Below are 25,016 nucleotides of genomic sequence, written 5' to 3' on the forward strand. Positions count from 1 at the left end.
GACTGAGCGGGCCGGCGCGTCGGCCGCGGGAAGCGTTACCGAGTACACCACGGGGAGTAGGCCCGGCGGAGTCGCTCAGCCCGCCACCCAGCCCGGGCGCACGAGGCCCGTCTCGTAGGCGAGCACCACCAGCCCCACCCGGTCGCGCACGGCGAGCTTGACCATGATGTGGGAGACGTGGGTCTTCGCGGTCGACGGACTGACCACCAGCCGGGCGGCGATCTCGTCGTTGGACAGGCCCAGCCCCACCAACACCAGTACCTCGCGCTCACGTTCGGTGAGTGTGGCCAGACCGGCGGCCGCGGTGGGTGCCGGCTTGGCCCGCCGGGCGAATTCGGCGATCAGCCGCCGGGTGATCTCGGGGGCCAGCAGTGCGTTTCCGGCGGCGGCGGCCCGCACACCCCGGACGAGTTCGTCGGGTTCGCTGTTCTTGACCAGGAACCCCGCCGCGCCCAGCCGCATCGCCTCGAACACGTACTCGTCGAGGTCGAACGTGGTCAGCATGACGACGTGGATTCCGGCCAGCGCCGGATCGGCGGTGATGCGCCGGGTCGCGGCCAGCCCGTCGAGTTGCGGCATGCGGATGTCCATCAGGACCACGTCCGGTTTAAGGCGGGTAAGCAAAGCGAGGGCGGCCTCACCGTCCCCGGCCTCGCCGACCACGGCGATGTCCGGCTGGGTTTCCAGCAGCACCCGAACCCCCGCGCGCATCAGTGCCTGGTCGTCGGCCAGCACCACCCGGATCGGCGCCGGGGCGTCGCTGGGTCGCTGCGCGGTCACGAGGCCGTATCCGGCCGGATCGGCAGGGCCGCGGCGACCCGGTAACCGCCCCCGGGCAGTGGTCCCGCAGCGAGTGTCCCGCCGAGCGCGATGGCCCGCTCCCGCATACCGGGCAACCCGTTGCGGCCGCCGGGAGCCTGGACGGTGGGGGACCCGGCGCCGTCATCGGTCACGGTCACTTCCAGCCGGTCGGTGCCGCGTGCCAGGTGCACCGCGAGGCCGGTGCCGGCACCGGCATGCCGGACCGCGTTGGTGACCGCCTCCTGGACGATCCGGTAGGCGGCCTGGTCGACCGGAGTGGGCAGGGACCGCAGGGCACCGTCGGTGTGTGCCTCGATGGTGAGTCCCGCGCTCCGGGCCCCGTCGAGTAACTCCGCGAGATCACCAGTGCTGGAGATCCGCGGGCTGGGCCGGTGCGGCGCCTCCGGGGTGCGCAGGGCGTCCAGCACGCTGCGCAGTTCTCCGAGGGCGGAGTTACCCGCGTCCTTGATCGCGACCAGCGCCTGTTCGGTGCCGTGCCGATCACGCGGCAGCAGCGCCAGGCCGGCATTGGCCTGCACCGTTATCAGCGCCAACTGGTGTGCCAGCACGTCGTGCAGGTCGCGAGCGATCCGCAGCCGCTCCTCCCCGGTACGGCGCATCTCCTGCTCCAGCCGGGCCTTCGTCACGCTGGCCAGCTCCGCCGCCCGTGCGCGACGGGTTTGCCGTTGCGCACGAACGATTTCCGCGCCCGCGGCGAACAGGAGGAACCAAGCGGCCAACCCGGCCGCGGACGTCACGGTCGGTGCGCGCCACACCGACACCGGAACGCCGATGGCCACCAGGTAGCCGAGCACGAGGACGACGTGGGCCACCCGCCGGTCCCCGAACACCACCGCGCCCACGAATATGATGATCAACGGCAGAAACACCGGCACCGGCGGCACGCCGAGCACGGTGTCGGCCACGTACATTGCGAACACCGCCAGCAAGGCCGGTGTCGGCCTGGCCTGCCACCACGCCACCCCGGCCCCGGCCAGGGTGGCCACCACGAATCCCACCACACCGCGCCGGTCATGGTGCTCGGCCACCGCAACGGCCGCGGCCACCGCAACGGCCATGACCACCAGCGCGAGCAGCAGGTCCCCGCGACGGGGCCGGTTCGGCTGGTCGGCTGCGAACCGGCTCCCGCCGGATCCCCGGTCAACGCGATGCGCGTTCCATTTCGTGACGGCCGGTCTTCCTCCCTCGGCCGGGCCGCGCGTCGCTGACACATGTTCCATCGTCCGCGCTGCGCTCCGGATGCGCGTCGTACCCGAAGCGCATTCTCGAATACGCCCGTGGGAGTACGTTGTGACGGTCGTGGGCTAGCAGGATTTTCGTCGCCAAAGCCGGCCGCCCGGGCGCGGCGAATATCCACAATGGACCATATATCGTAGCTGGCCCGCGCCACGTCCTCCTGCTCGGCGTTCAGGTCGACGTAGACGTCTTCCGGCACATCACCGGTGATGCCGGCGGCGACCGCGTTAGCGTCACCGGTCTACTCCCACGGCGGCCCGAGGCGCGGAACATGGTGCCGTCGGGAAGGCCGCCTGAGTCCCTTGGTGTGGGACCTGCCGCAGTCCATCCGCACCCGGCCGAAGATCCGCGGATCCGGGTAGCGCGCTCGCGTAGACGGCCCGCCTCACACGGCCGCCGGGGTGTCGTCCACCAAGCGCGGGATCGCCGAGACACGGCTGTTCGAGGCGGCCACCCGTTCCTCCAGGTCCGGGGCCCGTCACCGGCGTGATGCTGCCATAACGATGTGTGTCCATTTCGTCTGGCTATAGTGATGTCACCAATTCGCCATGTTGTGGCAAGGTGTCCGACATGGTCGAGACCTACGATGTTCGTCGATCAGAGCCAGGCTCTGGCGTCATGACATCCGCTGCCAATTCTGCTGCCCGCGTCGGGCGACGGCGATGGTCTGCCCGGGAGATAGCGCTCGGGGTCGTGTTCTGCGTGCCCGCGCTGGCCGGGCTGGGCACGTTCGTGATCTTCCCGCTCTTCCAGGCCGTCTACCTGTCCACCCGGGGCACCGACATCAACGGCAACCCGTCGCGTTCGGTCGGCGGGGCCAACTTCGCGAACCTGTTCACCCCGGAGTTCGGCCAGGTACTGCTGCATACGGCGCTGTTCACGGCGTTCGTCGTGGTCGTCGGGGTGGTGCTGCCGATGGCGCTGGCGGTGCCGCTGTCGCAGCGGCTGGCCGGCATGCGGGTGTTCCGGACGCTGTTCACGTTGCCGTTCGCGTATTCGGCGTCGGCGGCCAGCGTCGTGTGGCTGCTGATGCTGGATCCGTCGATGTCGCCGGTGAACTGGGTGCTGCGGTTGTTCGGAGTCACCGCACCGGGCTGGACCACGGGCTCTCCGTGGGCGTTGCTGACGGTGGCGTGGGCGACGGTGTGGGTGGTGTCCGGCTTCAACCTCCTGGTGCTCGGCGCCGGCCTGGCCGGGGTGAACGACGAGGTATTGGAGGCCGCGCGGCTGGACGGCGCGACCGGGTGGCGGAACTTCTTCAGCGTGGTCCTGCCGATGATCTCGCCGAACGTGTTCTTCGTCGTGGTGACGACCACATTGACCTCACTGCAGGCGCTGGGGCAGGTGCAGGTGATGACCGACGGCGGGCCGAACGGGAGCACCACGACGCTGGTGTTCGCGATCTTCCACAACGCGTTCGAGAACGGTCACAACGACTACGGCCTGGCCAGCGCCCAGGGGCTGGTGCTGCTGGTCGTGGGCATCGTGCTCGCCGCGATCCAGTTCGGTGTGGTGGAAAGGCGGGTGCATTACCGGTGAGCCAGGTGATCGAACGTCCATCGGTGGACCCGGCGCCCGTGGCGCCGGCTCGGCGGCGTCGGCCGCTGAACCGGCCGCCCCGCCGGGTCTCGGCGCTGACCTACGTGTGGCTCACGCTGGCCGCCGTCGTGCTGCTGTTCCCCGTGCTGCTCACGGTCGTGGGCGGGTTCCTGCCCGAAGGTGACCTGGTCCGGCAGCCGCCCGCGCTGTTCGGCGCGGACTACTCCTTCGACAACTACGTGGCGGCCTGGCAGCAGACGGTCGTGCCGCTGCTGCCGGCGTTCCTCAACTCGATGTTCGTCGGTGTCGTGATCATGCTGGCGCACCTGGTGACCTCGTGCTTGGCCGCGTACGCGCTGGTGTTCGTGCGAATGCCGTTGCGGCAGCCCGTCTTCTGGCTGTTCCTCGCCACGATCATGGTGCCCTACGAGGCGATCGTGGTGCCGAACGCGCTGTTCATCCGGAGCCTCAACCTCGAGAACAGCCAGTGGAGCCTGGTGCTGCCCTTCCTGGCCAACGGGTTCGGGGTGTTCCTCATGCGGCAGGCGTTCCGGCAGTTCCCGACGGAACTGGCCGACGCGGCCCGGATCGACGGCTGCGGACATCTGCGGTTTTTGGCCACGATCGTGCTGCCCGCGGTGCGGCCGTCGCTGACCGCGCTGGCGGTGTGGTCGTTCCTGCAGGGCTGGAACATGTACTTCTGGCCCTTGATCATCTCGTCCTCGAACAACTCGATGAACACGCTGCAGACCGCGGTCTTCGCGTTGAAGGCCAACGGGAACGGCACGCAGCAGGCGCTGGTGCTCGCGGGCGTGAGCATCACCCTGATCCCCACCCTGCTGTTGGTGATCTTCGGGCAGCGGTGGCTCGTGCGCGGGTTCATGGCCGGAGCCGTGAAGTGACCAGGCCGCCCACGAGTGGCCCGTTTCGTGCCGGATTTCGACAGTAACGGGTCATTCGTGACAGTGGCACACGGTTTTGAACAAAACTCCAAGGAAAGGAACATCCTGTGCGGAAAACCTTGCGCCGAAGTGCCTGCGCACTTGCGCTCGCGCTCGCGGTGGTGACCCCAGCCGCGTGTTCTTCGGCGACCAACTCGTCTTCAACGTCCTCATCGGACGAGATCAAGGCGCCCGGGGCGGACGCGCTGAACGGCAAGGGCGAGGTCGACATCACGTTCTGGCACGCGATGAGCGGCACCAACGGGGAGACGCTGCAGAAGCTGGTGGACGATTTCAACCAGCAGAACCAGGGCAAGATCAAGGTCACGCCGAACTACAAGGGCCAGTACGACACCGCGCTCGCCGCGTACAAGAACGCCTCGGTGCAGCAGCGGCCCGACCTGATGCAGATGTACGACATCGGCACCCGGTACATGATCGACTCCAAGTCGATCGTGCCGATGCAGTCGTTCGTCGACGTGGACCACTACGACGTGTCCGACATCCAGCCGAACATCGCCGGGTACTACACCGTCGACAAGAAGATGTACTCGATGCCGTTCAACACGTCGATGCCGCTGCTCTACATCAACCGGGAGGCCTTCCAGAAGGCGGGTCTGGACCCGGACAAGCCGCCCACGACCTTGGAGGAGATCACGGCGGACGCGCGCAAGATCAAGGAGACGCCGGGCGAAACCGTGCAGTTCGGCTTCGGCGCGACCCTGTACGGCTGGTTCGTCGAGCAGTGGAACGCCGTGGCCAACCAGACCCTGAGCGACGCGGACAACGGCCGTACCGGCCGCGTGTCCAAAGTGGACCTCGCCAATGACACCAATGTGAAGCTGCTGCAATGGTGGCAGCAGATGGTCAACGAGGGCCTTGCCATGAAGCTGGACAGCAACACCGACAACGGCGACAACGCGTTCAGCTCCGGCACCGTCGCGATGGCACTCGAGTCGACCGGCTCCCTCGGCAGCTTCACCAAGGGAGCGGCCGCCGCGAAGGACCCGTTCACCGTCGGCACCGGTTACTTCCCCAAGGTCAACGCCGGTGACACCGGTGGGCCGATCATCGGTGGCGCGTCGCTGTGGATCACACACTCCAGCGACGACGCCAAGGAGCGCGCCGCGTGGGAGCTGGTGAAGTTCCTCGCCAGCAAGTCCTCGCAGGTCACCTGGCACACCTCGACGGGCTACTTCCCGATCAGCAAGGCCGCCCTGTCCGACCCCACCGACCAGCAGTGGGTCAGCCAGAAGCCGCAGTTCGACACCGCGATCAAACAACTGCAGGCCACCCAGCTCACCTACGCCACGCAGGGCTGCTCGGTGGGCGTGATGCCCGACATCCGCAAGGATGTGGAGAATGCGCTGCAAGCGGCCGTGCTGCAGGGCCAGGACGCCAAGCAGGCCCTGACCACGGCCACCGACACCGCGAACAAGCAGATCGCCGACTACAACTCCAAGCTCGGCGGCTGAGACCCTCCTCGTGACCGCCCCGCCGCCCGGACCTCGACGGCGGCGGGGCACACCGGGGCGGCTGAGGAGAGCCGGCGTGGCTCAGGCGGGCGTGGGTGGATCGGGCTCGTCCCAGTGCAGCGCGGCCTCGATCGCGTCGCCGACGATGGGGGCCATGGTGGACAGGTAGGTGGCGGTGAGGTGGTTGTTGTCGAGGTAGAGCAGCACGTTGCCGATCACCGGCGGGCACACGTCAGGCAGGCAGTAGTAGTCGCTGAAGTCCAAAAAGGACACGTTGGGCGGGATGTCGTCAAGGCCGGCGTACGGCGGATCGGGCGCGTAGAGATCGGCGCGTGGTGTGGCGCACTCGGGCGCGTCGGGACCGGCCGTTTCGACGCAGGCCGATGGCGGGAAGTCGTAGCGGGGGTTGTCGCGAGTGGCGAGGACGGGGATGTTCTCGGCGGCAAGCTTCTGCCATTGGGCGACGAAGCCGGGTGGCGTGATCTCGGGCACTCCGACGCGCACCTCGCGGGTGGATGTGGTGAACACGGCGTCGGGGTGTAGCGCGATGATTTCGTCGGCCGCGGCGGCGTTCCAGTCCTTGCACTCGATGTTTTCCGGGTCGATCTCGGACTCGGTGGAGAACGGGCAGCCGCCGCGCGACATGACGATGAGCTGCCAGTCACGCTGTTCGGCGACGGGGAGCAGGGCGGCGATGAACTGGGTGGGATGCGAGTCGCCGACGATCACGATGCGCTTGGCCACCGGGCCGGCGGGGGTACTGGTACAGATCTGGAGCCCGGCGCCGCGCGGGGAATCTTCGCAGTTGTCGATCCACGCCCAGTCCTCGGGCACGGCGATGAACGACGGGACCAGCGTGGGGTTTTCCCTGCCCTGGTAGGAGAAACCCTCGGTGCGCGCCAGCGCCCCGGGGTGGTCGGAGTCGGCGCCGGCGACCAGGGTACGCGAGCTCACGAGGTGGTCACTGGCCAGCTGCCAGGCGCCGGCGGCGCCCAGCACCGGGGCCATGGCCAGCACGGCGAAACGATAGGCGCCCCAGCGGGTGCGCACCGCGATCCGGGACTCGCGGACGGGCTTTTCGACCAGGTGGTAGGTGATGACCGACAGGACCAGCGCGGTGGCGATGACCGCGGCACCGCCGAGCAGGCCGACCTCCACGTGCCCGCGGGCGAGCAGGTAGAACACCAGGACCGGCCAATGCCACAGGTACAGGCTGTAGCTGAGGTTGCCCAGGTACTGCAGCGGGCGGGTGGCCAGGATCCGGTCGGCGCCAATGCGGCTGTGGGTCGTCGCGGCCGCGATCACCAGGGCGGCCGACACGGTGGGCCAGAGCGCTTGGTATCCGGGGAACACGGTGCCGACCTGGAAGACCAGTCCGCACGAGACGAGCCCGATCACCCCCGCCCAGCCAAGCAAAAGGCGAAGGACCCGGGGGATCGCGACAGCGTCGATGGCCAGCGCGAGCAGGCCGCCCAGGGCGAACTCCCACACCCGGGTCAGCGAGTGGAAGTAGGCCAGCGGCTGGTTTTCCGCGGTCAGCCAGATCGAGAACCACAGTGACCCGGCGAAGAGGACCACCAGCACCGTGGCCAGCGCCGGGCGCAGCCGCCGCCGGGCCACCACCGCGACGAGCGCGACCAGCAGCGGCCAGACGAGGTAGAACTGGCCCTGGATGGCCAGCGACCAGAAATGCTGCACCACGCTGGCCTCGTTGTGCTGCGCGAAGTAGTCGGCCGAATCGATGGCCAGCCGCCAGTTTTCGAAGTACAGCGTGGCGGAGGTGACTTCCCGGATGGTCTGCAGCCAGCGGGCCTGCGGCAGCAGCAGCACCCCCAGCGCGAGGGTCACCAGCAGCACGGTGAGCGCGGCCGGGAACAACCGGGTGAACATCCGCCCCCACAGCGGACGGAACTGGATCCGGCCCCGCGCGCGGGCGCGCACGAGCTGCCCGGTGAGCAGGAACCCGGAGATGACGAAGAATGCGTCCACGCCACCGGAAATCCGGTCCAGCCACACGTGGTAGACCACGACCAGCGCGCAGGCCAGCGCACGCAAACCTTGGATCTCCGGCCGGAATCCGCGTTTCGCCGCGGCGGGCAGCGCTCGTGGACTCTCCGCGGGACGCGGAGAGGATTCTGGTCTCGCAGTCATCGTGTTACCAACTTAGAGCAGGAAGTAACGGACCCAGAGGTAGGGTGCGGACAGCAGGATCGTGATCGCGGTGACGACGGCACCTTTGCGGGTGAACTCCCAGAAGGAGATCGGGTAGCCCTCGCGCCGGGCGATGCCGAGCATCACGACGTTGGCGCTGGCGCCGACGGCGGTGAGGTTGCCGCCGAAGTCCGCGCCCATGGCCAGTGACCACCACAGCGCCTGCGCGTGGGCGGGGTTGGCCAGGCCGGCGGCGAGGTCGGCGACCAGCGGGGCCATCGTGGCCACGTACGGGATGTTGTCGATGATTCCGGACAGCAGTGCCGACACCGCCAGGATCAACATGACCGACACCAGCGCGTTGCCGCCGGTGGCGTGCGCGGCGAGTTCGGCGAGCCGGCTGATGACCCCGGTGTGCACCAGAGCGCCGATCATGATGAACAGCCCGGCGAAGAACAGCAGGGTCTCCCACTCCACGCCGGCCAGGTACTCCTCGGGACGGGTTCGCGAGATCAGCACCAGCACCCCGGCGCCGAGCAGGGCGACGATCGCCGGTTCGAGGTGGAACACCGAGTGCCCGATGAAGGCGGTGAACACCGCGGCGAGCACGATACCGCACTTGATCAGCAGCCGGGTGTCGCGGATGGCTTCCCGCTCGTTCAGGGCCATGACTTCGGCGACCCGGCTCTCGTCGACGGTGAAGGAACCGCGGAACAGCAGCGGCAGCACCGCGACGAACACGGCGATCTGGATCACCACGAGCGGCGCCAGGTGCACCAGGAAGTCGTTGAATGTCAGGCCGGCGCGGCTGCCGATGATGATGTTCGGCGGATCACCGATCAGCGTGGCCGTACCGCCGATGTTGGAGGCGAGCACCTCGGCGATCAGGAACGGCACCGGGCTCACCGCGAGCCGGTCACAGACCAGCAGTGTCACCGGCGCGATCAGTAACACGGTGGTGACATTGTCCAGCAGCGCCGACGCGACCGCCGTGATCAGGACGAGCAGGATCATCACCCGCAGCGGCGAGCCCTTGGCCCGTTTGGCCGCCCAGATCGCGGTGTATTCGAACACGCCGGTGCGGCGCAGGATCGAAACGATGACCATCATGCCCAGCAGCAGGAAGATCACGTCCCAGTCGACACCGGTCTCGCGGGAGAAGAACGCCTCCTCGGAACCGGTCACGCCCAGCGCGAGCACGATGCCTGCGCCACCCAGCGCGGCGGCTGTCTTCGGGATCTTCTCCGTGGCGATGAGCAGGTACGCCACGACGAAGACCGCGATCGCGACCGCCGTCACCGTGCACCACTCAGTGTGGCACCAGCGCCAGCTCCAGCAGCCGGGACGCGGTGATCACCCCGACCAGCCCGCCCCCGTCCACCACCGCGGCCAGCGGGCAGCGCAGCCGCGCCATGGTCGCTGCGACCTCGATGAGCGTGTCGTCGGCGCGCACCACCGGCAGCTCGGGCCGTTGTGCGGGCAGCAACTGGCGGACGGTCTTGCCGCCCAGGGCGTCCGCGGCGTGGTCGGCCATCGACTCCGACAGCACACCGGCCAGCGACGGGTCGTCCTGGACATAGGCCGGCACCAGGAACCGCACCACCTGCGAGGCCGGCAGGATCGCCCACGGTTTGCCATCCTCGCCGGTCACCACCAGGCCGGGCAGCCGGTTGTGCGCCAGCAGCCGGGCGGCTTCCAGCGCGGACGAGCCCTGCTCCACGACCGGGAACTCCTCGGCCATTTCGTTGGCGTGCATAGGCGCAGACTACGACGAAACAGTCGACCATGTCCCCGCTCACCCGCGGTGGCACGCCGCGTGCAGCGCGACGTCGACCGCTGACCGAGATTTTGACCGAGAACACCGCGCCGAAGGCCAACACCAGCGCCACAAGTAGAAACCTTCCAGTCGAGCTTCCACCCCACCCCCATCGGAGAGGGGTGTGCCGACCAGACTTCCCGGCGCACCGCCCGTAAAGATGCCGCAAAAAAAGCTCAAAAGCAAACCAGCACGCGGTGGCGTGCTGTGGAGCCGGTGCCGGCGTGGACCTCGCCCGGCGTGGCCGCACCGTCGGAGTGCGGCCGAGGGCAACGTGCTGACCAGCCAGTGCGTGACCTCAGTACGATCTGGCTGTGCGGCCCTCGGGGGTACGCGCCCGAGCGGAGGTTGCGGTGGCTGGGAGTGTGTGGGATGAGCCGACGCGCCGTGTCGCCCCAGTGGGCGCCGGGCGGCGCCGGGCCGCAGTGGCCGGCAAGGCCGCGCTGGGCATGGTGGCGGCGTTGGTGCTGGCGGCGACCGGCTACGGCTGGACCACGCTGAACGGCCTGACGAACGGGTTGGTGACATCCAACGCGCTGGACGGCGAAGCGGGCTCGCTGGGTGGGGACACCAACATTCTGATCATGGGCCTGGACTCCCGGCTGGACGAGAACGGCAACCCGCTGCCCCAGGACATCTACGACGCGCTGCACGCGGGGGATGAGCAGAACGGCGGCTACAACGCCAACGTGCTGATGTTGCTGCACGTCCCCGGGGATGGCAGCAGGGCGGCGTCCATCTCCATTCCCCGTGACGACTACGTGGACCTGCCGGGCTGTCCCGACGGGGTGTGCAAGGGCAAGATCAAACAGGCCTACGGCTATGCCTTCGACCAGAAGGCCCGGGAGCTGATCGCGCAGGGGGTGACGGACAAGACACAGCGGGAGCAGCAAGCCCGCGACGCCGGGCGCAAGGCCCAGATCGACACGGTCCGCCAGTTCCTCGGCGGCGTTCCGGTCGACCACTTCGTCGAGGTCACCCTGGTCGCGTTCTTCCAGATCGCGCAGGTCGTGCAGCCGATCACCGTCTGCGTGAACCAGGACACCCAGGACAGCTACTCCGGCGCGAACTTCCACAAGGGAATGCAGCAGATCGACGCGCAGCAGGCGGTCGCCTTCGTCCGCCAGCGCCGCGACTACGTGCACCCGGAGCTGAACTTCACCGACCTCGACCGGGCCCGGCGGCAGCAGGCGTTCATCATCTCGCTGGCCTACCAGCTCAAGCAGGGCGGAGCGTTCGCCAACCCCGCCAAGCTGCAGCAGATCCTGGACGTCGCCAAGCAGAACACCGCGCTGGACTCGCGGCTCGACGTGCTCACCTTCGCCCGGCAGGCGTCGAGCCTGACCGGCGGCAACGTCACCTTCGTCACCCTCCCGATCGACCATTTCGGTAAGAGCCCCAAGGGCGAGGACGTCAACTTCGTCGACCTCGCCCAGATCCGCGGCATCGTGGCCCAGCTGATCGGCACCCCGCCGCCCACGTCCACGGTGGCGGTGCCCACGGCGAAGGTGTCCATTGTGAACTCCACCAGCCGGAACGGGCTGGCCGCGCAGACCCAGCAGTTCCTTGCGGGTAAGGGGTTCACCATCACCAGCGTGGGCACCGACAACCGCCACCGCCTGGCCACATCGACGATCTTCTACGGCCGCGATGCTGCCGACGCCGCGAACGCCCTCTCCGGTGCGCTGGGCGGGGGGATAGCCGTCAAGGCGGACTCCGAGATCGCCGCCGGACACGTCCAGCTGGTCATCGGCGCCGACTTCAAGCTCCCCGCGGCCGGCGGCGGCGGGCAGCCCGGCGGTGGCACCACCTCGCCCACCACCGTCACCACGACGCCGCCTGGCAGTGGTGGCGACGACCCTGGGCTGGGTGGCATCAGCGGAGGTCAGATCCCCTGCGTTAAGTAGCCGTCCCAGACAGGCGGTCACGCTCTTGTGGCGGTTTTGCCGCACCCCCGTGGCGTGTTGTGATCATCGTCTGACGTCTGGTGACCGGAAAGGGGATTCGGCGCATGGCGACCTGGCGGGAGTTGGTGGCGTTCGTCCGGCAGGGCTACGACGTCATCCGGGACGAGCCGGACGAGCTCCGCATCCGGGTGCATTTCGGTGGCGACGTCGACGATGACGGCCGTGTCCAGACGGTCGTCATCGCGCGGGAGGTCCTCGACCGCCGGGAGGACTGGGTACAGATCGCCACGCCGTTCGCCCGCGTCGGCGAGGTGAACCTGCAGGCGGTCCTGGCGGAGATCGGCGCCACCACCGTGGTCGGTGGCGCGGTCATCATGGGCGACTACCTGGTGCTGCGCCACTCGCTTCCGTTGGTACACCTCGATTTCAACGAGTTCACCGACCCCGTCGAACTGGTCGCCGGGGCCGCCGACGAACTCGAGCAGCGGATCAGCGCCAGTGACAACTACTGACGGCTACTGACCGCTGCCGACCGCCAGCGCGGCGGGCATCTCCGCGGGCCGCTCGGTGGCCGCCCGGTGCGCCCACACCGCGAGCAGGCCGAGCACGGCGAGTTCGAGCCCGGCCATCAGCCGCTCGACCAGGCCGGTCGCCGGGGTGGGGATCTTGGCTTCGCCCAGTGCCATGTTGAGGGCAAAGGGGACGATGAAGGGCAGGAAGAACGGGATTGCGGTGACGGCGAGCCGGCGTGTCCAGGTGGCGAACCGGTGCCAGGGCGGGCGGGTGCGGTGCTGCCGGGCCAGGGTGAGGGCGGTGATCGGCAGGGCGGCGCAGGCGATGCCGGTGGCGTAGAGGTGCAGTTTTCCGGTCAGGCTGACGGCGCCGCCCTGTGGGTCTTTGCGGAACACCGCGACCAGGAAGATTGCCACGCACCACACGACCAGCCAGGTCGCAGCCCTCCTGGTGAGCAGTCCGGTGCGGTGTAACGCAATGCCCACAGCCGCCGATCCGGCGCTGGTCGCGGTCAGGGCGAGGGCCCACATCCACTGCCCGGGGGCGTAGGCGTATTCGCTGAGCATCGCGGTAACCGGGTTGTCGCCGCCACCCCACTGCGGAACCAGGTGCAGTGCGGCCATCAGGACGGCCGCGAAGATGAAGGCACCATGCCCGGCCCAGGCCAGCGACCGGGCGAGCCGGTCGGGATAGCGGGCGGGAACGACGGTGAGTGAGGGGGAGGGGAGCGACATGCCCTGGGACCTTACGGGGGCGCGATCGTGGCCTGGGCCACCACCCTCCGGGGTGACTTCCTGGTGACGGACGCTCGTGCCCGGGAAGTCATCGGGCGAGGCTTCGCATCAGGTCCAGCAGGCGCTCGGCCGAGTGGGCCCAGGCGAAGTCCTTCGCCCGATCGCGAGCGGAGGAGACCAGGTCGGCCCGCAGGCCTGGATCATCTACTTTGGACACTGCGGCAGCGAAATCCTTCGGGGCGCTGGGGTCGAAGAACATGGCGTGCCCGCCGGTGACCTCGTGAAAGATCTCGAGACTGCTGCAGACCACCGGCGTTCCCGCGTTCATCGCCTCGATGACGGGCAACCCGAATCCCTCGTCGCGTGAAGCGGTGACCAGGGCGGCTGCTCGGGCCAGCAGGTCCTGGTAGTCGCTTTCGCTGATTCCGCGCCAGAACACGACATCCGCACCCGGAGGGATCATTGCTCTCAATTCGGCTTCGCGTTCCGGCGCGAGCCGGCTCACCAGGTGCAGCCGGTATCCCGGGAGGAAGGCCATGCCCGCGATCAGCACTTCGACGTTCTTGTAAGGCATGAAGGAGCCCATGTATACGAGATCGCGCGGGCCATCCGGTTCCTGCCCGTCGTTGCCACCGGGCCTGGCCGGGACGGACGGTGCATTGTGGATGACGGTCACCGGGCGCCGGGTCAGGCGATGCCCGGCAATGAGTTTCTTCGTCGTTTCGCTGACGGTCACGACGGCGTCGGCCCGGTTGAGCAGGACTCGTTGTGGCCAATATGCCTTGTGGTACAGCCGCCATGCGATGCGTACCGGGAGCGGCAGGAAGGCCGGCGGCTGTGGATGCCGGTAGTAGATGAGGTCGTGCAGCGTGAGTATGAGCCGGTAGTTCCGCCGGAACCCGCCGATCACCTGCAACGGGCTGAACACCACGTCTGCATGCAATCGGTGCAACGTGCGTGACAGCAGTAGCTCTCGCGGTGAGAACGGACTGTTGACCATCACGTGGGGAACACCGGCCGGCAGCAGCCGGAGCTGTTGCTCGTCGTGGATCAACATCGTCACCGGGTGAAGGCGGTGCAGTGCCTCGATGAGACTGGCTCCGTAGCGGCTGATGCCGTCATGGGTGTCCGTTCGCGTCCACCGCGCGTCGACGACGATGTTCATCATTGGTTGCTTCTTCGCGTGTTCGGTGATGGTGTGCTGAGGAACTGTTCGATGGCGTCCGCGGCCGGCGTCGGCGTTTCGTAGTGCACGAGATGTCCTACCTCCGGGATGACCACGAGTTCGGCGTCGGCGAGACGACCGGCCAGCTCGTACTGTCCGGCCAGCGGGGCGATTTCGTCGGTCTCGCCCGCGATCATGAGCGTCGGGGTGGTCAGCGAATCGGCGTAGTCCGCCACGGTTGACGTCACCGACGCCTGGAAGCTCTCGTCCAGTACCGCAGGGCTGTGGAATCGGCTGAAGTACCGGAGATGGCTGTCGTCGACGAACCGGCGCAGTTGCTTGTCCTTGGTCCGCGTCATTGCCCGGCTCGCGGCGAGCACGAGCCACTTGCTGGACAGCCACCGGCGCCCCATCCGGATCGGCAACGCCTTACCGAGTGCGTAATAGGCCGAGGTCAGGCCGGACATGACCACCCGCGGCCCGCGCAACGGCAGGGTCGCGATCGGATTCACCAGAACCAGCCGGTGCAGGAGTTCGGGTGCCAAGGAAGCGACACGCGCAGCCACGACCGAACCGAAGGAATGGCCGAGCAGCACGACCGGCCGAATCCGGCCGCCGAGCAGTTCGATCAACTCGATCAATGCCTGCGCGTAGCCATCCACGTCGTGCCGCCGCCCCACCATGGGCCCGGAATCACCGAAGCCGGGCAGGTCCGGTATCACCACCCGCCGGCCGGGCAGGGCCTCCGCGATCAGCTCCAGTCCGTGGTGGGTTCCCCGCAAGCCGTGCACCATCACCACGGTCCGCGGATCACCGTCGGACCCGGGGAGGCCGTCGCGGTACATCCAGTAGTGAAGGTCCGCACCGCTGATCCGGTCGACCCGCTCGCTTGCGCTGAGTCCCGGGGACAGCATGGTCGCGCTCAACTTGCCAGCTCCGCGTACGGTCCGTCGAGTTCGAGCGAGCCGTCCAGGTCGATCGCGTAGTGGTAGATCGACTCGAACCGGCCCAGGGTCGCGTCGATGTCGTGCTGGGCCACCAGCCGCTGGCTGGCCTTGCCCATGCGGTCGATGGTCGCGCGCCGGGCGAGCACGGCGTCGATGGCGCTCGCCAGGGCCGGTACCTGGCGCGGCGGGTACAACCAGCCGTTCCGGCCGGGCTCGACGAGGTGCGGCAGGGCCATCGCGTTCGCGAGCACGACGGGAGTGCCCGCCGACATCGCCTCCATGGTGGCCAGGCTCTGCAGTTCCGCGATGCTGGGCATACAGAACAGATCGGCGCGCGCGTAGGCATCGAGCAACTCGTCCTCGTCGACCAATCCGCGGAACTGAACCCGGTCGGCGATCCCGAGGTCGGCGGCAAGCTGTGCCAAGGCAGCGCGCTGGCTGCCGTCGCCGATGATTTCCAACCGGACCGGGGCGTCGGTCCGCAGCAGCGACATCGCCCGCAGCAGGTCCTCGATGTGCTTCTCCTCGTCCAACCGCCCGACGAACAGCACGGTGCGCGTGTCCGGGTCAGCGTTGCGCTGCCGGTACAACGCCGCTCTGCGCCGGTATCGCTCGACGTCGATGCCGCAGGACACCGGCATGGCCAGGTCGGCGAACCCGTTGTCCTGCAACAACTGCACGGCTCGTGGCGTTGGCGCGGTGACCAACTGCGCCCTGCTGTACTGCTTGATCAGGCCCTGCCACAGGACGCGCGCGGCCGCGCGTCGCAACAGCCCGGGGATCTTGAGGTAGCCGAGGATGTTCTCCGGCATGAAGTGATTGGTCGCCACCAGCCCGATTCCCCGGCGCCGAGCCGAGACGATCAGGCCGCGGCAGAGGAAGAAGTGCGACTGTACGTGCACCACGTCCGGCTGGATCTCCGCCAGCAGCCGGTCCGCCTTGGCCGCTGCCTGCCAGGGCGGGCAGACCCGGATGGTCGGATGCAGGGATGTGCCATACGAACCGACGCGGTGCACCGTCACCCCGTCCTCGATCCGGGTGCGGGAACCCCGGTCGGCCGAGTGGCAGATGACGTGCACGTCGTGTCCGCGGCCGGTCAGGCCGGTCGCCAGGCGATGCGCGAAGTTCGCCGCCCCGTTGACGTGAGGCGGATAGGTCACCGCGCCGATCACGATCCGAAGTGGACGAGCAGTGGACGGTGGCAAGGTCACGTGGAACTCCTGTCGGGACGATCTGTCGAACTGGGGCCGGCAGGATCACTGCTGCCGGCCGGAGAAACAGTGGTGGGCACGCGGGTGTCCGGGCGGCACCTGGCCAGGGCGAACACGCCCGCGCATGCGACGAAGGCCGAGACGGCCTCGCACACGAGGGTCCAGGTGTCCACCCGGGCGGCCTCGCCCAGCAGGCCGATGCCCAGGCCCACGGCCACGAGCGGGTCGATCACGGTCAGGCACGCCACCACCAGATCCGGCGGGCCGCTGGCGTACCCGTGCTGCAGCAGCCATCCCCCTACCACCATCGCCACCGCGATACCGAGCAACGGCAGCAGGTTGAGGTGAAGGAGACCAGTCGTGCCCAACTGCTGCACCAGTCCGCGCATCATCAGCGAGACATATCCGTACGCCACCGCGCACCCGGCGGCGAACAACATGCACCGCGCCTTCGACCGGGCCAGCGTGGCCAGGACGCCCAGGACCAGGACACCGCCGCCGGCCAGTTGGGTGGCCGTCAGTTGTTCGGGCGGCGTGACCGTCGTCGGTGTCGCGCTTCCGGCGGCGAATATCACGAACGAGGCGACGCCGCCGGTGGCGGCGACCACCGCCAACGCCACCGTGGGATTGAGGTCGCGGGCACGGACGCCCTTTTGCCTGAGGTTGAGCAGTACGGTGAGCGGCAGTGCGATCACGCCGATCGGCTGCACCACGCTCAGGGGAGCCAGCCCGAGCGCGCACGCGTGCAGTACCGCGCCGCCGGCGAGGGCGATCAACCCGGCCAGCCAACGGATGTTGCGCACGAGTTGCAGTTGGTGGCGCAGGCGAAGACCGTGGTCGCCGATCGTGTCGTGAACGGCCGTGTGCTGCAGCCGTGCCCCGAGGGCGTAGCCACACGCGCCGAGCGCGGCCAGTGCCACCGCCAGTGCGGTCACCGCGGTGCTGTGTTGATCCACACCGTTTAATCTCGCGGCCGGGCGCCGCACCCACATCGGGGATCGCACCCTGGACCACCCTGAGATCACCCTGGGGCGCAGTGCGGGGAAACCCCGGCCGCCGCCGGTGAGATGCCGGCCGAACAGGCTGGGAATTATGGGCGGTGGAAGACGAAATACGGTGAAAACCGTTCTGGCACCGTTTCCACGGTGCCAGAACGGGATGAGAACTCGATGCCGTCAGGAAACGGGCGCGCCGGTCTTCTCGCGGATCTCGGCCGCGGTCACGCCGGGCGCCGATTCGACGAGCCGCAGCCCGTCCGGCGTGACGTCGAGGACGGCGAGGTCGGTGATGATCCGGTTCACCACGCCCGCACCGGTGAGCGGGAGGGTGCAGCGTTCGACGATCTTGGGGCTGCCGTCCTTGGCCACGTGATCGGTGATCACGACCACCCGCCTGGTGCCGACGACCAGGTCCATCGCGCCGCCCATGCCCTTGACCAGTGCGCCGGGGACCGTCCAGTTGGCGAGGTCGCCGTTCGCGCCGACCTGGAGCGCGCCGAGCAGCGCGATGTCGATGTGGCCGCCACGGATCATGGCGAACGACATGGCCGAGTCGAAGAAGCTCCCGCCGGGAAGGACGGTGACGGTCTGCTTGCCGGCGTTGATGAGGTCGGCGTCCTCGTCGCCTTCGAACGGGAAGGGGCCGAGGCCGAGGATTCCGTTCTCGCTCTGCAGCGTCACCCGGACGCCGTCGGGCACGTGGTTGGCGACCAGCGTGGGGATACCGATGCCGAGGTTGACGTAGTCGCCGTCACGCAGTTCGCGGGCTGCGACGGCGGCCATCTCGTCGCGCGTCCAGGCCATGATCAAGCCTCCATTTTCGTTCGCACGGTGACCTTTTCGATGTCCTTGACGCGCGGCCGGGCCGGCACGAGGCGGTTGACGAACACGCCCGGCGTGACCACGATGTCGGGGTCGACGAACCCGTCGAGCATGACTTCGGTTTCGGCGACGGTGACCCGGCCGCAGGTGGCGACGAGCGGGTTGAAGTTGCGCGCGGCGAGGCGGTAGACGAGGTTGCCGGCGCGGTCGGCGGTGTGGGCGTGCACCAACGCGACGTCGGCGACGATGCCGCGTTCTTGCACGTAGGTTTCGCCGTCGAACTCGGCGTGTGGCTTGCCTTCGGCGACCGGGGTGCCGACCCCGGTGCGGGTGTAGAAGGCGGGAATCCCCGCGCCGCCGGCACGCATCCGCTCGGCGAGTGTGCCCTGGGGTGCGAACTCCACTTCCAGCTCACCGTCGAGGTACTGCTGCGCGAAGAGCTTGTTCTCACCGACGTAGGAGGCCACGACCTTGCGCACCTGGCGGTTCTCCAGCAGGAGACCGAGGCCCTTGCCGTCGACACCCATGTTGTTGGACACGATCGTCAACTCGCGCACACCGGAGTCGCGGACGGCCTCGATGAGGTCGTTGGGGTTGCCGCTGAGACCGAAACCGCCGACGGCGATCGTGATGCCGTCGGCGAGCACGTCGGCGAGTGCGTCGGCGGCGCTGCCGTGGATCGTGGGCACGCGTTCTCCTCCACCTGTCCGTTCAGTGAGCGTCGGGGGAAGTCAATGCGCCAGCGGCCACGCGGTCAATGCCTGGCACTGGTTACCGTTCGATCCTCTCGTCTGGTGAACAGCTTCGTGGCGGACGTTCACTGAGTGAACGTAGGATCTGGTGGCATGACACCCCTTGTACCAACCCGCGGCAATCAGGGTGACCACCACGCGCGCGCCTCTGTCCCGCTATCGGGGCGGCGGGGCGCCCTTGTCGAGCACGTTGGTCGATCGTGGATGGAGCGCCCCGTCGACACGATCGCGGTCGCGCGCAAACTCGCGGAGAAACAAGCATGGCCTCGGCACCCGCACATGTGACCGGACGGATCGCGGTGGTGCTGCGGGCACTGTCCGGGTTTCCGGACCACGGTGCGTCCACCTCGGAGGTCGCCAGGGCGAGTGGGCTGGCCAGGCCCACCGCGCACCGGCTGCTGGCGGCGCTGGCCGCCGAAGGCTATGTGGACCGTGACCACGGCACGGGCCGGTGGTACCTCGGTCCGGAGCTCTACCTGCTGGGTGAGGCCGCGGCGCGGCGGTACGACGTCACCCAGCATGCCCGGGCCAGCGTGCACCGGCTCGCCGTGGCGACGGGGGAGAGCGCGTTCTTCTCCGCGCGCCGGGGCGACGAGACCGTGTGCCTGCTGCGGGAGGACGGCGACTTCCCGATCCGGTCGTTCGTGCTCTACGAGGGCTCGCGGTTCCCGCTCGGCGTGGTTTCGGCCGGCATGGTGGTGCTGGCCATGTTGCCGGACCGCGAGATCGACGAGTACCTGCGGCGGGTCGACCTCACCGTCGGATGGGGAGCGCGGTATGACGCCGGTGCGGTCCGCGAACGGATTGCGCGCACCCGCGAGACCGGTTACGCGGTCAATCCCGGCCTGGTCGTCGAGGGAAGCTGGGGCATGGCGGCGGCGGTCTTCGGACGTGCCGGCGAGCCCGCCTGGGCGCTCACCCTCACCGGCGTGGAGTCCCGGTTCCGCGACAACCGCCGCCCCGAACTCGGTGCTCTGCTGCTGAAGGAAGCCCACGCCCTGACCACGATGCTGCGCGGCTAGCCGCCTTTTACGGGTGCCGAACGGGCCACGCGCAGGCCCACGTCGTCGACCCGGTACGTCGGGTGGCTGCGGCGCCGCACCGAGGCGCGGCAACTCCAGTCCTCGTCGAACCAGCCGCCGCCGCGAAGCACCCGGTAGCTTCCGTAGACCTCTGGGTCGTAGACGTCCCAGCACCATTCCCAGACGTTGCCCAGCATGTCGTGCAGGCCCCAGGCGTTCGGCCGCTTGCCGCCCACCTCCTGGACGCGCTCGCCCGAGTTGCCGCGGTGCCAGCCGATTTCGTCGAGCGGCCCGTACCGCGGCCCCGTCGTGCCGGCGCGGCAGGCGTGCTCCCACTCGGCTTCTGTTGGCAGCCGGTACCCGTCGGCGGACGCGTTCCACTCGACGGTCTCGTTGCCACTGTCCAAAACGTACGCAGGCGTGAGCCCCGCCAGCCGCGACAAGGAGTTGCAGAACCGTGCCGCGTCCCACCACGAGACGCCTTCGACGGGCAGACGGTCACCCTGTGCCGTGCTGGGCCGCAGGCCGGTCACCTCCGCGTACTGGGCCTGGGTGACCTGGTACGCGGCCAGGTGGTAGGGGCTGACTTCCACCGCCCACGTCCGTTGCGTGCGCCGGTCCGACAGCACCACCTGCCCAGGCGGGATGGCGATCATTTCGGGCGTGTCCACAATTGCCTGAGGCTAGCTGTATGTATTTCGCACCGCTGCGATGGCAGGCCGTGCCCGCCTTCACTGGTCCTGTTGCAGTCCCAGGACGTTGCCGTCGGGGTCGGTGACGGTGGCCACCAGGCGGCCGCCACCGACATCGCGCACGGCCTCCTTCACGGTCATGGTCACTCCTCGGGTTGTCGCGGTTGATGTTCGCTGCGATCAGGCTATGGCGGCTTGGCGGCCTGCGCTTCTTGATTCCTGACCGGATTCCGTGCCTCGCTCGAACCGGGAAGTCGGCGTCGTGAACCCGGAAGTCGGCGTCGTGAACCGGGAACTCGCCGTCCTGAGCCGGGGACACGGAACTCAATGGGCACGCCAGACTTCGTCCCACTGCACGCTCGTGATGACCACCAACGGCGGGATTCTGGTGGTCAGCCCGGGCCCGTGGACACCGCCGGCGACCACGCTGGCGTTGGCGAAAGCGACGCCGAAGGGCGCGTAAGCCTTCTCGGCCAGGTATTGCGCTGCCTCGAAGTAGAGCGAGTCCCGCTGCTGGGCATCGAGGGTGCCGCCTGCCCGGTTGATCAGATCGTCGACGTGCGGGTCGGAGATTCCGCTGAACGGGGAGGTCGAGGAGAACCGGAACCCGACGCCGGTGCCCGCGGCCGGGTCCCACGCGCCGGCCGTCGTCAGCATCGCTTGCCATTGGCGCGAGTTGTACTGCTGGACCAAAGTGGACAGTTGGTAGTTGTTCAGGTGCACGGTCATGCCCGCGGCCTGCCACTGGGTCTGCAGCGCCGTTGTCACCTGGGTGGCGAGGTTGTTGGCCTGGGTGCCAAGTTCGACGGTGATACCGCCCAGCTGCTGCACGATCTGCTTGGCCTTCTCCAGGTCGAACGTCCGGTAACCCGGGACAGCCGGATGGTGGAACAGGCCGCCCGAGCCGGTGAACATCTGGCTCACCGGGTATTCACCCTTGAACAATCCCTTGGAGATCGCGTCGAAGTCGGTCGCGTAGTAGATGGCCTCGCGGGCGAGCTGGTTGTCGAACGGCGCGATCTTCGTGTTGAGCGTGATCGCGTAGGGCGAGGTCGGTGGCTGCAGCGTCACGCTCAGTTTGGGGTTGTTCTTCGCCTGGTCGATCAGGGCCACCGTGCTCAGGCCCTCGTAGGCCTGGGCCTGACCGGCCAGCAGCGCCTGGTAGGCGGGCTGGTCGCCGCCGATCGACTTGAAGGTCAGCTTGTCGAGGTAGGGCAGCCCCGGTTTGAAGTAGTCCGGGTTCCGTTCCAGCACGAGCTCCGAGCTGAGCTGGTCGGATACGACCTTGAACGGGCCCGCGCCGACCGGGGTCAGTTTGAACTGTTCCGGCCCCAGCTTCTCCAGCGCCGTTGGCGAGGCGATCCAGTTGACGTTCGAGATCGGGAAGGCGTTGACCACCGCGGCGTAGGGCCGGGTGAAGTGGAGCACCACGGTGCGCGGGTCTTCGACGGTGATTCCCTCCGGCGCCAGTTTCCAGGACGTCGGCGCACACGTGCATGTCGAGGTCAGATCGCGCTTGAAGTTGAACGCGACGGCCGCGGCGTCGAGTGGGGTGCCGTCGGTGAAGCGGATGCCGTCCCGGATCGTGATCTTCACCGTCTTGCCGTCGTCGAGGAACTCGTAGCTTTCGGCCTGGTTCGGTACGACCTTCACGTCACTGCCGTCGGGGTTGGCGGTCAGCGTGAACAGCCCGCCGTAGATCGAGCTCATCTGGGAGATGTTCGCCCCGCCCGTGGTGTTGGTCGCCGGGTCCAGCCCCGACGGCCAGCCGCCCGCGAACGACTGGCCTTCCAGCACCGTGAGCTCCCCGCCGGGCTGCGGCGGGCCGGAGGCCTCCTGACCCGCGCCGGTCGTGGTTCCGCTGCAGGCGGCGAGGCCGAGGATCATCGCGACCGGCGGAACCAGCCTCCGCAGTCTCATGTTTTTCCTCCAAATCGCGGTCTGGATCGTCTCGTTCAGCGTCACCAGCCGTGCACCGAGAGGCATAGCGCGGTTTCGCCGAGCGGAAAAAGGATCGAACGGCGGTCCGGCGCCCGATGTGGAACACTTGCGGGATGCCGGAGGTGATGGCGATGAAGGTCGGCGCCGCGACTGTCCCGGCCTTGACCGGACAGGGGCGCGTGAGGCGGGTACAGCGCGACACGGGCCGCGTACGCTGAGGGCGTCCGTGGAAGGCACCGCACGTGCAACTCGGCTCCCCAACCCCTGCCGCGCCGGGCGGCGACGCGCCTGACCCGAACCGGTGGCACGCCCTCTGGGTGACGCTGGCCGCGGGCTTCATGATCCTGCTCGACGTCACGATCGTCGCGGTCGCGTTGCCCTCGATGCGGCGGGACCTGGGCGCCTCTCCCGCCGCGGTGCAGTGGGTGGTTTCCGGATACGCGCTGACGTTCGCACTCTCGCTGGTGCTCGCCGGGCGCCTCGGCGACGCCATCGGCCGGCGCCGTATCTTCCTGGTGTCGCTGGCCGTGTTCGTGGTGTGCAGCGCGGCGGCGGGCGCCGCCCCGACCGCCGGCGCGCTCGTCGCGGCGCGGCTGGCGCAGGGCGCCGCGGCCGGGTTCCTGGCGCCGCAGAACTCGGCGTTCATCCAACAACTGTTCACCGGTGAGGAGCGGGGCCGCGCGTTCGGCTTTTTCGGTGCGACGGTGGGGATCTCCAGCGCGGTCGGGCCGATCACCGGTGGGGCGATCCTCGCGCTGGCCGGCGGCAGCCAGGGCTGGCGGTGGATCTTCTACGTCAACCTGCCCGTCGGCGTTCTCGCGCTGGTGCTGGCCGCTCACCTGCTACCGCGGGTCGCGCCCGGCCCGCGCGGACACCTCGACCTGCCGGGGGTGGGCCTGCTCGGCGGCGGCGTGGCGGCGGTGATGCTCCCGCTGGTGCAGGCCGACGCCGGGGGAGTGCGCCGGTTCTGGTGGCTGTTCCCGGCCGGAGTGCTGCTGCTTGCCGTGTTCGCCTGGTGGGAGCGGCGGGTGCTCGCCCGGGGCCGCGAGCCGGTGTTCGATCCACGGCTGATCACCGCGACCCGGGGCTACGCGACGGGCGCCGCGCTGGGCACCCTGTACTTCGTCGGCTTCAGCGGAGTCTGGCTGGTCTTCGCGTTGTTCTTCCAGGACGGTCTGGGATATTCGCCGTTGCGGTCGGGACTCACCGTGACACCGTTCGCGCTCGGCTCGGCGGGGGCGGCGGTGGTGGCCGGGCGGCTCGTCGAACGGATGGGACGCGTGCTGACCGTGCTCGGCCTCATCGGCGTGATGACGGGCCTGGGCACGGCGGCCTTGGTCCTTTGGCTGGCTCCGCCGCAGACGGTGATGTGGGCGGTGGCGCCGGCGCTGTTCCTCGGCGGGGTCGGCAGCGGATTCGTGATCTCGCCGAACGTCACGATGACCCTGCGCGAGGTCCCGGTACGGCTGGCCGGTGCGGCGGGTGGCGCGCTGCAGACCGGGCAACGACTCGGCGGTGCGGTGGGCACCGCGGCGCTTCCCGGTCTGTTCTACGGCGTCCTTATTTCAACGGACGGCGACTTCCCGGCCGCCGTGTCGCTGTCCGTGGGCGCGGGTGTCGCCGCGATGCTGGCCTCCCTGGCCGTCGCGGTCGCGGACTGGCGGCGTTGCCGGGGCCGCGCCGGATTCCCGCCGTGCCCGCCGGAAGTGGCCAACAGTCCTGCCCACGCCGCGCACCCCTGACCGTCCCTTTTTCCAGCGTGGCCGCGGCGATACCCGCCACACCGGCGAGTTGCTTCCCCGGCGGTTACGCTGATCTCACCGCGGGAGGCCGTAATGGAACTGGACGTGCTGGTCGAGATCCCGATGGGATCGCGCAACAAGTACGAGATGGACCACGAACTGGGCCGGATCCGGCTCGACCGGACCCTGTTCACGGCGACGCAGTACCCGGCGGACTACGGATTCGTCCGCGACACCCTGGACGGGGATGGCGAACCGCTGGACGCCCTCGTGCTGGTGGAGCAGCCCACGTTTCCCGGCTGTGGGATCGCCGCCCGGCCGGTGGCACTGTTCTGGCTGCGCGACGAGCGCGGCCCCGACGCCAAGCTGCTGTGCGTCCCGGCGCACGATCCGCGGCAGGAGGCGCTGCGGGATCTCGACGACGTGCCGGCGCACTTACTGCGCGAGATCGGTCATTTCTTCGACGTCTACAAGGAACTGGAACCGGGAAAGTGCGTGTCGGTGGGCGGCTGGGAGGGCCGGGCCGCCGCCGAGCGGGTCACGCGCGAGGCGATCGAGCGGTTCCAGGTGGCCATGCGATGACCCGCGAA

At 68.7% G+C, this 25,016-nt stretch carries 23 protein-coding genes; 8 read left to right on the top strand and 15 right to left on the bottom strand.

Features of this window, described 5'->3' with window-relative positions:
* Positions 1-75 precede the first annotated feature (75 nt).
* On the bottom strand, positions 76-780 hold the full coding sequence (locus A3CU_RS0126460; protein ID WP_281174150.1) for a response regulator: 705 nt from the start codon (positions 778-780) through the stop codon (positions 76-78).
* Complete coding sequence (locus A3CU_RS46690; protein ID WP_156960558.1) at positions 777-2,033, bottom strand: sensor histidine kinase; 1,257 nt, start codon at positions 2,031-2,033, stop codon at positions 777-779. Before A3CU_RS46690 ends, A3CU_RS0126460 begins: the two co-directional genes overlap by 4 nt.
* Positions 2,034-2,676: 643 nt before the next feature.
* On the opposite strand from A3CU_RS46690, the gene A3CU_RS0126470 reads away from it, so the two are divergent.
* The 3 genes from A3CU_RS0126470 to A3CU_RS0126480 all read left to right on the top strand — a co-directional run bounded on the left by A3CU_RS0126470 (position 2,677) and on the right by A3CU_RS0126480 (position 6,013).
* Positions 2,677-3,597 carry a carbohydrate ABC transporter permease gene (locus A3CU_RS0126470; RefSeq protein ID WP_027944852.1) on the top strand — a complete coding sequence of 307 codons (921 nt, stop codon included), beginning with the start codon at positions 2,677-2,679 and terminating at the stop codon, positions 3,595-3,597.
* Positions 3,594-4,499, top strand: a complete 906-nt coding sequence (locus A3CU_RS0126475; RefSeq protein WP_245617352.1) for a carbohydrate ABC transporter permease — start codon at positions 3,594-3,596, stop codon at positions 4,497-4,499. Before A3CU_RS0126470 ends, A3CU_RS0126475 begins: the two co-directional genes overlap by 4 nt.
* A 107-nt stretch (positions 4,500-4,606) precedes the next feature.
* Positions 4,607-6,013: an ABC transporter substrate-binding protein gene (locus tag A3CU_RS0126480; RefSeq protein WP_052372201.1), complete on the top strand. Its 1,407-nt coding sequence runs from the start codon at positions 4,607-4,609 to the stop codon at positions 6,011-6,013.
* Between the two features lie 81 nt (positions 6,014-6,094).
* On the opposite strand, the gene A3CU_RS0126485 is transcribed toward A3CU_RS0126480, so the two are convergent.
* From A3CU_RS0126485 to A3CU_RS0126495, 3 genes are read right to left on the bottom strand one after another with little or no spacing between them, the layout of a single operon-like run.
* Positions 6,095-8,164, bottom strand: coding sequence for an acyltransferase family protein (locus tag A3CU_RS0126485; protein ID WP_084143785.1), 2,070 nt, complete (start codon positions 8,162-8,164; stop codon positions 6,095-6,097).
* Between the two features lie 12 nt (positions 8,165-8,176).
* Positions 8,177-9,463, bottom strand: a complete 1,287-nt coding sequence (locus A3CU_RS0126490; RefSeq protein WP_027944856.1) for an ArsB/NhaD family transporter — start codon at positions 9,461-9,463, stop codon at positions 8,177-8,179.
* A 10-nt stretch (positions 9,464-9,473) separates the two neighbouring features.
* The gene (locus A3CU_RS0126495; protein WP_027944857.1) at positions 9,474-9,920 is read right to left on the bottom strand and encodes a CBS domain-containing protein; all 447 of its coding nucleotides are present in this window, start codon (positions 9,918-9,920) and stop codon (positions 9,474-9,476) included.
* A gap of 413 nt (positions 9,921-10,333) precedes the next feature.
* Between A3CU_RS0126495 and A3CU_RS46695 the strand changes: the two genes are divergently transcribed.
* Together A3CU_RS46695 and A3CU_RS0126505 are read left to right on the top strand one after the other, a co-directional pair.
* Positions 10,334-11,887, top strand: coding sequence for an LCP family protein (locus A3CU_RS46695; RefSeq protein ID WP_245617353.1), 1,554 nt, complete (start codon positions 10,334-10,336; stop codon positions 11,885-11,887).
* Positions 11,888-11,991: 104 nt separating this feature from the next.
* Positions 11,992-12,399: a type III secretion system chaperone family protein gene (locus A3CU_RS0126505; protein ID WP_027944858.1), complete on the top strand. Its 408-nt coding sequence runs from the start codon at positions 11,992-11,994 to the stop codon at positions 12,397-12,399.
* A gap of 3 nt (positions 12,400-12,402) precedes the next feature.
* Here the strand turns inward: A3CU_RS0126505 and A3CU_RS0126510 are convergent, their stop codons facing one another.
* The 7 genes from A3CU_RS0126510 to A3CU_RS0126540 all read right to left on the bottom strand — a co-directional run bounded on the left by A3CU_RS0126510 (position 12,403) and on the right by A3CU_RS0126540 (position 18,966).
* On the bottom strand, positions 12,403-13,134 hold the full coding sequence (locus tag A3CU_RS0126510) for a DUF998 domain-containing protein (RefSeq protein WP_027944859.1): 732 nt from the start codon (positions 13,132-13,134) through the stop codon (positions 12,403-12,405).
* An 88-nt stretch (positions 13,135-13,222) separates the two neighbouring features.
* Positions 13,223-14,302: a glycosyltransferase family 4 protein gene (locus tag A3CU_RS0126515; RefSeq protein WP_245617354.1), complete on the bottom strand. Its 1,080-nt coding sequence runs from the start codon at positions 14,300-14,302 to the stop codon at positions 13,223-13,225.
* The gene (locus A3CU_RS46700; protein ID WP_043842620.1) at positions 14,299-15,225 is read right to left on the bottom strand and encodes an alpha/beta fold hydrolase; all 927 of its coding nucleotides are present in this window, start codon (positions 15,223-15,225) and stop codon (positions 14,299-14,301) included. Before A3CU_RS46700 ends, A3CU_RS0126515 begins: the two co-directional genes overlap by 4 nt.
* Positions 15,222-16,457, bottom strand: coding sequence for a glycosyltransferase (locus tag A3CU_RS0126525; protein WP_027944861.1), 1,236 nt, complete (start codon positions 16,455-16,457; stop codon positions 15,222-15,224). The genes A3CU_RS46700 and A3CU_RS0126525 overlap by 4 nt, the downstream gene beginning before the upstream one ends.
* Positions 16,454-17,413, bottom strand: a complete 960-nt coding sequence (locus A3CU_RS0126530; RefSeq protein ID WP_245617355.1) for a DMT family protein — start codon at positions 17,411-17,413, stop codon at positions 16,454-16,456. Before A3CU_RS0126530 ends, A3CU_RS0126525 begins: the two co-directional genes overlap by 4 nt.
* A 219-nt stretch (positions 17,414-17,632) precedes the next feature.
* A complete protein-coding gene (locus tag A3CU_RS0126535) occupies positions 17,633-18,259 on the bottom strand; it encodes a CoA transferase subunit B (RefSeq protein ID WP_027944863.1) in 627 nt (208 codons plus the stop codon).
* A 2-nt stretch (positions 18,260-18,261) separates the two neighbouring features.
* The gene (locus A3CU_RS0126540; protein ID WP_027944864.1) at positions 18,262-18,966 is read right to left on the bottom strand and encodes a CoA transferase subunit A; all 705 of its coding nucleotides are present in this window, start codon (positions 18,964-18,966) and stop codon (positions 18,262-18,264) included.
* Positions 18,967-19,289: 323 nt separating this feature from the next.
* Here A3CU_RS0126540 and A3CU_RS0126545 point away from each other — a divergent pair, with 323 nt between their 5' ends.
* A complete protein-coding gene (locus tag A3CU_RS0126545; protein WP_052372207.1) occupies positions 19,290-20,051 on the top strand; it encodes an IclR family transcriptional regulator in 762 nt (253 codons plus the stop codon).
* On the opposite strand, the gene A3CU_RS0126550 is transcribed toward A3CU_RS0126545, so the two are convergent.
* The 3 genes from A3CU_RS0126550 to A3CU_RS0126560 all read right to left on the bottom strand — a co-directional run bounded on the left by A3CU_RS0126550 (position 20,048) and on the right by A3CU_RS0126560 (position 22,663).
* A complete protein-coding gene (locus tag A3CU_RS0126550; RefSeq protein ID WP_027944866.1) occupies positions 20,048-20,707 on the bottom strand; it encodes a formylglycine-generating enzyme family protein in 660 nt (219 codons plus the stop codon). The genes A3CU_RS0126545 and A3CU_RS0126550 overlap by 4 nt on opposite strands.
* A 75-nt stretch (positions 20,708-20,782) precedes the next feature.
* A complete protein-coding gene (locus A3CU_RS55765; RefSeq protein WP_425388282.1) occupies positions 20,783-20,884 on the bottom strand; it encodes a VOC family protein in 102 nt (33 codons plus the stop codon).
* A gap of 183 nt (positions 20,885-21,067) precedes the next feature.
* Positions 21,068-22,663: an ABC transporter substrate-binding protein gene (locus A3CU_RS0126560; RefSeq protein ID WP_027944867.1), complete on the bottom strand. Its 1,596-nt coding sequence runs from the start codon at positions 22,661-22,663 to the stop codon at positions 21,068-21,070.
* A gap of 359 nt (positions 22,664-23,022) precedes the next feature.
* On the opposite strand from A3CU_RS0126560, the gene A3CU_RS46705 reads away from it, so the two are divergent.
* Together A3CU_RS46705 and A3CU_RS0126575 are read left to right on the top strand one after the other, a co-directional pair.
* Positions 23,023-24,426 carry an MFS transporter gene (locus A3CU_RS46705; protein WP_156960567.1) on the top strand — a complete coding sequence of 468 codons (1,404 nt, stop codon included), beginning with the start codon at positions 23,023-23,025 and terminating at the stop codon, positions 24,424-24,426.
* A gap of 93 nt (positions 24,427-24,519) precedes the next feature.
* Complete coding sequence (locus A3CU_RS0126575; RefSeq protein WP_027944868.1) at positions 24,520-25,008, top strand: inorganic diphosphatase; 489 nt, start codon at positions 24,520-24,522, stop codon at positions 25,006-25,008.
* The last annotated feature ends 8 nt before the right edge of the window (positions 25,009-25,016 follow it).

This window comes from Amycolatopsis taiwanensis DSM 45107 (assembly GCF_000519205.1).
Lineage (GTDB): Bacteria > Actinomycetota > Actinomycetes > Mycobacteriales > Pseudonocardiaceae > Amycolatopsis_E > Amycolatopsis_E taiwanensis.

Excerpts from the sequence above, each read along its gene's own strand:
- A3CU_RS46705 (WP_156960567.1), top strand. The coding sequence starts at position 23,023 with ATGATCCTGCTCGACGTCACGATCGTCGCGGTCGCGTTGCCCTCGATG.
- A3CU_RS0126545 (WP_052372207.1), top strand. The coding sequence starts at position 19,290 with ATGGCCTCGGCACCCGCACATGTGACCGGACGGATCGCGGTGGTGCTG.
- A3CU_RS0126495 (WP_027944857.1), bottom strand. The coding sequence starts at position 9,920 with ATGCACGCCAACGAAATGGCCGAGGAGTTCCCGGTCGTGGAGCAGGGC.
- A3CU_RS0126515 (WP_245617354.1), bottom strand. The coding sequence starts at position 14,302 with ATGATGAACATCGTCGTCGACGCGCGGTGGACGCGAACGGACACCCAT.
- A3CU_RS0126535 (WP_027944863.1), bottom strand. The coding sequence starts at position 18,259 with ATGGCCTGGACGCGCGACGAGATGGCCGCCGTCGCAGCCCGCGAACTG.
- A3CU_RS0126560 (WP_027944867.1), bottom strand. The coding sequence starts at position 22,663 with ATGAGACTGCGGAGGCTGGTTCCGCCGGTCGCGATGATCCTCGGCCTC.
- A3CU_RS0126575 (WP_027944868.1), top strand. The coding sequence starts at position 24,520 with ATGGAACTGGACGTGCTGGTCGAGATCCCGATGGGATCGCGCAACAAG.
- A3CU_RS55765 (WP_425388282.1), bottom strand. The coding sequence starts at position 20,884 with ATGACCGTGAAGGAGGCCGTGCGCGATGTCGGTGGCGGCCGCCTGGTG.
- A3CU_RS0126510 (WP_027944859.1), bottom strand. The coding sequence starts at position 13,134 with ATGTCGCTCCCCTCCCCCTCACTCACCGTCGTTCCCGCCCGCTATCCC.
- A3CU_RS0126470 (WP_027944852.1), top strand. The coding sequence starts at position 2,677 with ATGACATCCGCTGCCAATTCTGCTGCCCGCGTCGGGCGACGGCGATGG.
- A3CU_RS0126505 (WP_027944858.1), top strand. The coding sequence starts at position 11,992 with ATGGCGACCTGGCGGGAGTTGGTGGCGTTCGTCCGGCAGGGCTACGAC.
- A3CU_RS0126550 (WP_027944866.1), bottom strand. The coding sequence starts at position 20,707 with ATGATCGCCATCCCGCCTGGGCAGGTGGTGCTGTCGGACCGGCGCACG.
- A3CU_RS0126485 (WP_084143785.1), bottom strand. The coding sequence starts at position 8,164 with ATGACTGCGAGACCAGAATCCTCTCCGCGTCCCGCGGAGAGTCCACGA.